We start from the raw sequence: 1,495 nt of genomic DNA, 5'->3' as shown, positions 1-1,495 counted from the left end.
ACTGGAAAATCGGAGATTTTTCGGACGTAGCAAATCGTTAGTTGAATGTTTGTCGGTTCGTTATTTAGTTTAAATGCAAGCATAAATTTTATGAGTTGTTGGCAACAGTTTTATTCTTTCGATAAATCATTTATCTGATTTCTAGCAAACTCTTTTGTTTCTTCGTCTCCAAAAATTATTACTTTTTCATAATATGCAATAGCTTTTTTTATATCTCCTTTTAATTTATATCCGTGTGCAATATTAGCAAGAATAATATAGTCACTCTCATCAATTTTTTCAGCTTTTAATAAAGTTTCGATTGCTCTATCAAACTCTCCAGTTAATAAATATGTTATTGATATGTTTGAAAGGCTCGGAATGTGATTTGGGTAAATTTTTAATATTGACTCGGAAATATTTCTCATATTTAATAATAATTCATCTTTTCCCGAATCGTAAAGTTGCATTTGATAATCTTGTAATCCAGTAAGGAAAAAGTTTTCAGAATCCTCTACAGATTCATTATTTGTCCAAGTCCAATGATTGTTATTTATTTTTGAATACTCAATTGTCTTAATTATTTCACTTGTGAATTTATCCCAATCCTCAATTTGACCAAGAGTATAGATTTTCCCATATCTCATATCTAATCTGTTAGGGAATAATTTAATTCCTTCGCTAATTTTATCAATTCCTTTTTGAATAATTGAATTGTCTAAATAAATTTCACTAGCTAAATAACCAGCAGTATTATTTAAACTATCTTTTAATATAAAACCATCTTCTTTTGGTTCCTTGGTTGAGACTGTTAGAACTTCTTTATTTCCTTTTAAGAAATAATAATTAAAATAACTAACAAATAATTCAGGGTCATTTGGAGAAGCAATTTCCCATTTTTTTAAAACTTCAACTTGTTTAATAGTATCATTTGTCTCAATATATTCTAGAAATTCAGTACGATAATTTTGTCCGAAAAATTGAATTGAACTTATCAATGCAACTATAATAGCAATATTTTTTTTCATTTTTTTTGTTGTTCTAATTGTTGCCAACGGGCTTTTATAAGATTTGTGCGACTGGAAAATCGGAGATTTTTCGGACGTAGCAAATCGTTAGTTGAATGTTTGTTAGTTCGTTATTTAGTTTAAAAGTAAGCATAAATTTTATGAGTTGTTGCCAGTAGTAATTTATCATCTATAAATCTAAAGACAACTTTAAATTCCCCCCAAGTCCATCTTTTATAATTCTCATTAATGTTGAAAGTCGAATATCACTTGCATTATTTTCTATTCTCGAAATATAATTCTTAGTTGTTCCAACTTTGTCTGCGAGTTCCTCTTGGGTTAATTGTTGTCTTTTTCGAGCCTCTTGGATCAATACTCCAATTTTAAAAGTCTCAAATTCCTCCTCAAATTTATCTCTTGATTGAGTTCCTGTTTTGCCATAATTTTCCTCAAGATGTGAATCAAATGATTTAATATTTTTATTTGTTTTCATAATACTCTGCTTTTAA

2 protein-coding genes are annotated in these 1,495 nt (G+C 28.2%); both read right to left on the bottom strand.

Features of this window, described 5'->3' with window-relative positions; translation table 11 throughout:
- Positions 1-110: 110 nt before the first annotated feature.
- Complete coding sequence (locus tag EC396_RS12820) at positions 111-1,007, bottom strand: tetratricopeptide repeat protein (protein ID WP_129366993.1); 897 nt, start codon at positions 1,005-1,007, stop codon at positions 111-113.
- A 169-nt stretch (positions 1,008-1,176) separates the two neighbouring features.
- Positions 1,177-1,479 (bottom strand): helix-turn-helix domain-containing protein, encoded by a 303-nt coding sequence (locus EC396_RS12815; protein ID WP_129366992.1) that lies wholly within the window; start codon positions 1,477-1,479, stop codon positions 1,177-1,179.
- Positions 1,480-1,495: the final 16 nt, after the last annotated feature.

The sequence above is a fragment of the Lutibacter sp. HS1-25 genome (genome assembly GCF_004121075.1).
Lineage (GTDB): Bacteria > Bacteroidota > Bacteroidia > Flavobacteriales > Flavobacteriaceae > Lutibacter.
Note: the sequence above shows the minus strand (reverse complement) of the source record. Positions and strands in the feature narration are given on the sequence as shown.

Coding starts and splice junctions, on each gene's coding strand:
- EC396_RS12820 (WP_129366993.1), bottom strand. CDS start 1,007: ATGAAAAAAAATATTGCTATTATAGTTGCATTGATAAGTTCAATTCAA.
- EC396_RS12815 (WP_129366992.1), bottom strand. CDS start 1,479: ATGAAAACAAATAAAAATATTAAATCATTTGATTCACATCTTGAGGAA.